Raw genomic sequence first — 8,304 nt, 5'->3', positions numbered from 1 at the left:
AAAAAACACCCCAAAAGTTAGATTTTTCATGTCTAACTTTTGGGGTGCAGTACACCCTATGGGTCTCTTGGCTAAATTTTGAGCCTCGGTCTCAAAGTTTCCTAGTATAAGTAGCCTTTTGGCTACTTGTACGCATACTACTATGGGAAGTCTATTCTGTTTTAACGGATATTTATGAGGGTACGAATAAAACATAGACTTCTTTATATAGTAGTATAGGATGCCAGTAGCCCCTGTGAGTTTCCTAGTGCTATAAGAAGTCTTTTTGTTTTTTAATAAATGGTAAAATATTGTTCTATTATTTGTCAGCTAAATTTATTCATGATACGATAGATTATATTGAAATTAAAAGAAATGAGAGAATTTTATGAATGAACATCAATCATTAGAACCACAAAAAATTCCTTCTCGACATGAAATAAAAGAAGAAATTACTCCAAATGAAAAATGGTATAAAAAGATTTGGAATCATCCATGGTTTCAAAAATTCAGAAAATTTTTAAAAAAATACCATGTAATTAAATTATTCTTTACGATTTTTCTTACAATTACAGCGTTCTTCTTAATTTATTTAGTTTATGGAGCAAAAACTGCAGATGTTAGTGGACTAAGAGCAGGAATGATTCAAGAAACGGTTATTTATGATGAAGAAGGTCAAGAAGCAGGTGCTTTAAATATTTCAAAGGCAGAGTATGTACCTTTGAAGGATATTTCAACTTATATGAAAGATGCTGTATTATCAACAGAAGATAAACGATTCTATGATCATAAGGGATTTGATCCGATTGGGATTTTGCGCGCTTTTGCAGGAGTGATTATTCATCGAGGAAATATTGTCGGTGGAGGAAGTACATTAACGCAACAATTAGCAAAGAATGCATTTCTAACATTAGATCAAACCTTAATGAGAAAAGCAAAAGAATTATTTTTAAGTTTTGAAATTGAAAAGCACTATACAAAAGATCAAATTTTTGAAATGTATTTGAATAATGCTTATTTCGGAAATGGTGCTTATGGAATTGAAAATGCGGCAAGACGTTATTTTGGAAAAAGTGCAGCTGATCTAGCTTTAAGTGAATCAGCAATTTTAGCAGGATCTTTAAAAGCACCAAGTTATTATAATCCAATTGATAATTATGATGCTACAATAAATAGACGTGCCACTGTTTTAAATTTAATGGTGAAAAATGGGAAAATTAGTGAACAAGATGCCAATATAGCCAGTGAATCTGAAATTTCACTTGTTGATAATTATGTTGCTAATTCAAGATATCGTTATCCTTATTATTTTGATGCAGTGATTAATGAAATTACTCAAAATTATGGCATTAAGGAAGAGGATTTATTTAATAAAGGGTATCGCATTTATACTGGATTAAATCAAAAATTACAAGCGGATATGGAGGAAACTTTTGGGAATACACAATTATATCCTACTTATGATGATGGGACAAAAGCGCAAGCAGCGTCAATTGCAATGGAACCTCAAACAGGGAATGTTTTAGCAGTAGTTGGCGGAAGAATTGATGGTGCTGGGAAACATACGTTTAGAGGTTTTAATCGTGCGACTCAAATGAAAGTTCAACCTGGTTCAACCTTTAAACCTTTAGCAGTCTATACTCTTGCTTTAGAAGAAGGATATGAACCAAATTCAACATTAGTAGATGAAAAACGTTCGTATGCTCCTGAAAAATATACACCTGAAAATTGGAACAATAAAAATAAAGGTACGGTAACAATGACAGAATCGCTAATTTTATCTTGGAATGCTCCTGCTGTATGGTTATTGGATCAACTGGGGTTGAAAAAAGGAATTGAAAAAGTTCATCAATTTGGAATTTCGACAGTTCCGGATGACGAATATTTAGGAATTGCTTTAGGGGGATTAACAAAAGGAGTTTCTCCAATGGAAATGGCATCAGCTTATACAACATTTGCAAATAAAGGTGTTCGTGCTAAGGGTAGATTTGTGACTAAAATTGTTGACGCTACTGGTGCAGTTATTGTTGATAACACAACTCCTCAAACTAATAAAGTAACGAGTGAAAGTGTTGCAGATAAAATGACAAGTATGTTATTAACCGTATATGCGCCTGGTGGTGGTGGAGCTAATGCTGCTCCTGCAGGTTATACGATTGCTGGTAAAACGGGTACTACTGAAACGGTTAATGGAGAAGATGGAGCGAGAGACCAATGGATGATTGGGTATACTCCAGATATGGTAGTGGCAACATGGATGGGGTATGATGATTCTGCTAAATATTCATTAGCTGTATCAAGCACGCATGGAGTGGGCCCATTATTCCAATTAGAAATGTATGGTTTATTAAGTACATCTTCTAAAAATACACCATTTAATGTTGAACCTGCTGTTACTCATCAAAAAAATAATTCATCAATCAATGTTGATGAATGGATTCAAAAAGCAGAAGAAGCAGGAAAACAATTATGGTCTAAAGTTCAGGAATGGACAGGTCAATTATTTAAAAAAGTTGGTCCATAATCTAAGATAAAGTAAAGAGAACTTAAGTATTAAAAAGATAATGAATACTGAGAATAAAATGTCATCAAATTGTTACATTACTGGTTATCATTTGACATTTAATTAGTGTATACTATATGCAAACTTTAAATAGGGGGAAATCTATGAAACATAAAAAGTTATTATTGGGCTGTCTTTCAGCTTTAACACTATTTACAGTTGGAACATATGCAAATACAACAATAGCATTTGCTGAAGAAACAACAGTAAGTGGAAAATACATTTCTGATAGTAAAGAAGCGATTATTAATCGAATCAATGAAATTCGTAAAGAAGCATATGAAGAAGGTCTAGTCGATCGTTATGTACCGATTAAATGGTCTACTGCTTTAGAAAAAATTGCAGAAATTCGTTCAGTAGAAGCGTCTGTATTATTAGCTCATAGCCGTCCAAACGGAGAAGGCGATCCATTTAGCATTGTTAAAGATAATGTACGTAGTTATGGAGAAAATTTAGCTTGGAATCGTACTGGAGTTTTAGAAGGTATTGAATATTTCTATGGTGAAAAAGCTGCTTATGTGAAATCAAAAGTGAATCATCAACCATTAGAAGTTGGGGAACAAATAGGACATTATTGGAATTTAATCCGTCCTGATTTTACTCATACTGCATTAGTTGCTTTCCAAAAAGAGGGTAAAGGTGTCATTACGGCTCAAGCATTTACAAATACTGAATGGTTAAAAGGGAATGGTTTTGATACTAATTTAGCAGAAGATTACCTAGGACATAACGGATCAGCATCTGTTAATATTGAAACTGGTGGTAAAATTGCTAAATCTTCTTCTAAAAAAGGAACGAACTCAAATCGTACAGCTACGACAAAAGAATCTGCTAAAACAATTAATCAGTCAAAAGAAACAACAACGGTTTTAAATGGTTGGTCAGATCGTAGTTATTATAAAAATGGAGAAAAGGTCATTTCTCAGTGGATTTTTGATGCGAATTATTCTAGTTGGTTCTATTTAGATGAAAATGGAGAATACCTTGAAAATACTTGGAAAGGTGACTACTATTTAGAAACTGGTGGTTACATGGCTAGTGGAGAATGGGTTTATGATTCGAATTATCAAAACTGGTTCTACTTGCATGGTAATGGAAAATATGCTCGTGACTATTGGAAAGATTCATACTATTTAGGGCAAAATGGTGAATTAGCTCGTGATACATGGATTGGAAGTTACTATGTAGATTCAACTGGTAAGTGGAATTCTGAAATGTAATAAAAATGAATGTCAACAAAAATTAGATATTTTTCTAATTTTTGTTGACTTTTTTTATTTCAAGGAGTAAACTTCTAATAAAGTTAGATATTTATCTAATTTTATTAGAAAGTGAGGTTGATATTTTATGGATATCATATTTAATAATGCAAATTTTAGAAAATTATGGTTTAGTAGTACATTTGCAGGAGCAGCAAGTAATATCATTCAATATGCTTTGTCGCTCTATGTGTTAGATAAGACAGGTTCTGCAACGGCTTTTGCTAGTATTCTTTCGATTATTATCTTCCCTAGAATACTATTTTCACCAATTGCAGGTGTGTGGGGAGATCGAGTGGATCGACAAAAAGGTCTAGTATATACAACACTAATGACGGTAATTACATTATTTGCATTTGGATTGGGAACTTATTTGACAAGTAATTTATCTCTTGTATCGATTTATGTTTTGGTCATTATTTTAGAATTAGTAGAAGTTTTTCAATCGGGTCCAATGATGAGTGTTTTGCCAGCAATTGTTGAAGAAAGTCAATTAGCTTTAGCAAATACTTGGATGCAAGTGGATAATGGAATTGTGAATATTATTACGCCATTTATAGCAGCTTTTATTTATTCAACTTTTTCCATTACAGGTTCCTTGTTCATTTCTAGTAGTATTTTATTTTTAACAATGATTGGTTATGTCTTTATGAAAATTCCTAAGCGTAAAGTTCAAAAACAAATGGATGATGAGCAATCTGTTGTGAATAGTTTTTGGACAGATTTCAAAGAGGGAATTAAAATTGCGTTTGAAATTCCAAATCTTATTATTATTGTATTGCTTGCATTATTTATTAATTTTTTAATGTCTCCTATATTTGGTATTGTGATTACTTACTTTATCAGGGTGACGTTGGAATTTTCAAATACAGAATTTAGTATGTTTCAATCATTTGTAGCAGTAGTGAGTATGATTTCTCCATTAATTGCGTATCGTTTAATCAAAGATAGTAAAGAACCCGTTCACTTATTATTAAAATATACTGGGGGATTTGTTGTTGGATTATTTGTGGTTATGTGTGGAACAATGGCTCGTGATATTTTTTCAATGAATCAATGGATGGCGTTAGCTGGTATTCTTGTTGGCTTTATCCTTGTTTCTGTTTTAGCAACGTATATTAATATTCAATTATCAACTTTAGGTGCTAAAATGGTTCCTGAACAATTTTTAGGAAGAATTGGAACAACGATGGGGATGTTAGCTACGATTTCTGTTCCAATTGGGCAGTTAGTATTTGGAATTATTTTAGATAATTTTAATGCTACAGTTTGTTTAGTTGTTTCCATTGTGGGATTAGTGGTATTCTTAATAGTAGCGAATCGAATGTATCAAGATTCTAGTCAGGAGGGGGAAAATGCAATTCAAACAAGAGCAGATGGAATTTGTTAATCAACTGATATATCCAATTTTAATATTGAAAAAGGATAGAGATGAAGAACGTCCTTCATCTCCTTTAGAACAAGAATTAGAAGTTATTGTAGAAGAAATGAGACATATAAGTATTCCGTTGGAACCTTATAAAGATAATATTCTCTATTTCTATAAGGATGATGCTTTACGAATTTTTTTTGTCAATGTAAAAAATGTGCTCCGTTATCGTTCTTTTGATGAGTATGCTGAAGTTTTACATTCGATGGATGAAAGTCAAATTAAGCAACAATTGATGACAAATATTGTAATGCAAGATGAAGAAGAGGTAGAAGTAGAAGAAAAAGTTCAGGAGTTATTAGGAAATCAATTTACATTTCTAGATTTCTTAAAAAATTTACCGATTGATGATACTGTACGTTGGAATTACTTTACGATTATGTCAGAGCCTAAAAAGTTTGTTGAAGATTTTATTTCTTTGCATCAAACACTGAAGCCAATTTTTGAAAAAGTGTATGTAGAATATTTACCGATTTTAGAAAAATCTTATACGGAATTTGAAGCTACGATTCATGAGTATCCAACGATTTTAGCAGAGGCTTTTACTGGAACAAAGGAAATTGAAGAAATTGACTGGACATCGGATAAAATTTCAGTCGTTCCATCTTTATTATTATCTGACTTCTATTTTCAAGATTCTGAATTTTTATTATTAGGGGCAAAATCGTTAGAAGTAATTCAACATATGATTCAAACTAGATTGGATAAACAACAAGAACGAATTAATGTTTTCAAAAATTTAGGAGATAAAACAAGGTATCAAATATTTTGCGAAATCGCCAAAGGTACAAAGAGTGTGAAAAAAATTGCGGAACAATTAGGGATTACATCTGCTACAGTTTCATATCATATTAATGAATTAGTCTTATCTAATTTAGTCGTTCATGGTTGGAATAAGAAGGATTGTACAAAAGCCATTCACACGGAATTGATTACAGAAGTGATGAATGGATTAATGGAAGATAGTTTCATGACGAATACACTAGAGTATAAAGAATAATATGCTATAATAGCAATACAAAAGAATGTATGGAGGGATACACATGAGTGATGTAAAATTAGTAAAACGTAGTGAAGTCGATCAATCGATTACTTGGGATATGAGTTTATTATATCCAAGTGATGAAGCGTATCGTACAACATTAAAAGAAACTGAAGCTCAATTAAAGAGCTTTAAAGAAAAATATGAGGATAAATTGGCAGATTTAGAAGTATTAACTGCTGCTACTGCAGAATATGAAGCATTATATGAAACATTTTACCGTTTATCTCATTACGCAGAATTACCAATGACTGTAGACCGTTTCAATGATACAGTGATTGAAAATGCAACTTTATTTGAACAATTAGCAAGTGCTTGGGCACAAAATATGAGTTTCTATGATACTGAAATCGTAGGACTAGAAGAAAGTTTATTACGTCAATTTGTGGCAGAAAAACGTCCAGATTTAGCCTACTTTATTGAAAAAATTATTCGTGTTAAAGCTCATACTTTATCAAAAGATGCAGAACAAGTGTTATCAAATATGTCAAGCTTACCAAGTTTCTATCAATTATATGAAGTAACAAAACATGAAGATATGGAATTTGACTCATTTGAAGCTAATGGAAAAACATATGAAAATAGTTTTGTTTTATATGAAAACTTACATGAAATGGATAATCATACAGAAGTTCGTCGTAATGCAGCAAAAAGTTTTTATAAAACATTAAATCGCTATAAAAATACAGTTGCGAATGAATATATTTCAACGATTAAAAATGAAAAAATGATTGCAACGATGCGTGGATTTGATAGCGTCATTGATTACTTATTAGAAAAACAAGATGGAGATCGTGAATTATATGATCGTCAAATTCGTACATTAATGACAGATTTAGCACCACATATTCAACGTTATATTCGTTTATTAGCAAGAGAACATCATATTCAAGATATGCAATTTGCGGATTGTAAAATTAATTTAGATCCTGATTTTGAAGTGGATATGTCCATTGAAGAATCTAGAGACTATTTGAAGAAAGCTCTTGGAATTTTAGGGGAAGATTATAAAGATATGATTGATGAAAGTTACGACAAACGTTGGACTGACTTCCCACAAAATATTGGAAAGAGTACAGGTGGTTTCTGTGCAACTGTTCCAAAAGTAGCTAGCTATATTTTATTATCATGGACTGGAAAAATGAATGAAGTATTCGTATTAGCCCATGAATTAGGACATGCTTACCACTTTAAACGTGTTGGAGAAGAGTTAACAATGTTTAATAATGAATGTTCATTATACTTTGTAGAAGCTCCATCAACTTGTAACGAAGTCATTGTATCAAATTATTTATTAAAAAATAGCACAGATGCTCGTTTCAAACGTTGGGTTATTAGTAATATGATTAGTCGTACTTATTTCCATAATATGGTAACTCACTATTTAGAAGCAGTATTCCAAGATCGTATTTATAAAATGGTAGATAATAATGAAATGTTAAATGCAGATGTATTGTCTAAAGTGAAGCGTGAAGTGATGGAAGAATTCTTCGGAGATAGTCTTGTTGTGAATGAAGGAGCAGAGCTAACTTGGATGCGTCAACCTCACTATTATATGGGATTATATCCATATACTTATTCTGCTGGTTTAACAATTGGTACAGCAATTGCGAATAAGATTGAGGAAGATCCTTCTCAAGCTCAAGTTTGGAAAGATACATTAGCATTAGGTGGTAGCCTTTCTGCAAAAGACTTAGCACGTCATGCTGGATGTGATGTTTCAACAGAACAACCACTAAAAGAAGCCATTGCTTATGTAGGAAAATTAGTGGATCAATTATACGAATTGACAGATGAGTTAAAATAGGACTTATCTGAAGTAGCAAAGGACATAAATTCTTATGGTAGGAGCCGATAGTTTGGCTTCTGCCATTTTTGTATCATTTACTTGAACGATAAAAAAGTAAAAGAATGATCCGAACATAGGTTTTCAATAGTTGTAACAATAAAAGAATCAGCGTAGCTGATTCTTTTATAAGGAAAACTCCAAGACGGTTTCACCGTCTTACTCATGACAGAAACAAAATTTGGT

The 8,304-nt window shown here is 32.1% G+C and carries 5 protein-coding genes; all 5 read left to right on the top strand.

The annotated features are described in order from the left end of the window. Positions 1 to 367: 367 nt before the first annotated feature. The 5 genes from RWR88_RS07975 (at position 368) to pepF (ending at position 8,079) form a co-directional block, all read left to right on the top strand. Positions 368 to 2,503 (top strand): PBP1A family penicillin-binding protein, encoded by a 2,136-nt coding sequence (locus RWR88_RS07975; RefSeq protein ID WP_314451678.1) that lies wholly within the window; start codon positions 368 to 370, stop codon positions 2,501 to 2,503. A 143-nt stretch (positions 2,504 to 2,646) separates the two neighbouring features. Then, positions 2,647 to 3,762 (top strand): hypothetical protein, encoded by a 1,116-nt coding sequence (locus RWR88_RS07970; RefSeq protein WP_314451676.1) that lies wholly within the window; start codon positions 2,647 to 2,649, stop codon positions 3,760 to 3,762. Positions 3,763 to 3,889: 127 nt separating this feature from the next. After that, positions 3,890 to 5,191, top strand: coding sequence for an MFS transporter (locus tag RWR88_RS07965; protein WP_314451674.1), 1,302 nt, complete (start codon positions 3,890 to 3,892; stop codon positions 5,189 to 5,191). After that, positions 5,157 to 6,230, top strand: a complete 1,074-nt coding sequence (locus RWR88_RS07960) for a winged helix-turn-helix domain-containing protein (protein ID WP_314348732.1) — start codon at positions 5,157 to 5,159, stop codon at positions 6,228 to 6,230. Before RWR88_RS07965 ends, RWR88_RS07960 begins: the two co-directional genes overlap by 35 nt. 43 nt (positions 6,231 to 6,273) lie before the next feature. Next, positions 6,274 to 8,079 carry an oligoendopeptidase F gene (gene pepF / locus RWR88_RS07955; protein ID WP_314451672.1) on the top strand — a complete coding sequence of 602 codons (1,806 nt, stop codon included), beginning with the start codon at positions 6,274 to 6,276 and terminating at the stop codon, positions 8,077 to 8,079. The last annotated feature ends 225 nt before the right edge of the window (positions 8,080 to 8,304 follow it).

The organism is uncultured Granulicatella sp., from assembly GCF_963528195.1.
GTDB lineage: Bacteria > Bacillota > Bacilli > Lactobacillales > Aerococcaceae > Granulicatella.
Note: the sequence above shows the minus strand (reverse complement) of the source record. Positions and strands in the feature narration are given on the sequence as shown.

Bases quoted from the DNA above. Each gene is read 5' to 3' on its own strand.
- RWR88_RS07975 (WP_314451678.1), top strand. From the start codon at position 368: ATGAATGAACATCAATCATTAGAACCACAAAAAATTCCTTCTCGACAT.
- RWR88_RS07960 (WP_314348732.1), top strand. From the start codon at position 5,157: ATGCAATTCAAACAAGAGCAGATGGAATTTGTTAATCAACTGATATAT.
- RWR88_RS07965 (WP_314451674.1), top strand. From the start codon at position 3,890: ATGGATATCATATTTAATAATGCAAATTTTAGAAAATTATGGTTTAGT.
- pepF (WP_314451672.1), top strand. From the start codon at position 6,274: ATGAGTGATGTAAAATTAGTAAAACGTAGTGAAGTCGATCAATCGATT.
- RWR88_RS07970 (WP_314451676.1), top strand. From the start codon at position 2,647: ATGAAACATAAAAAGTTATTATTGGGCTGTCTTTCAGCTTTAACACTA.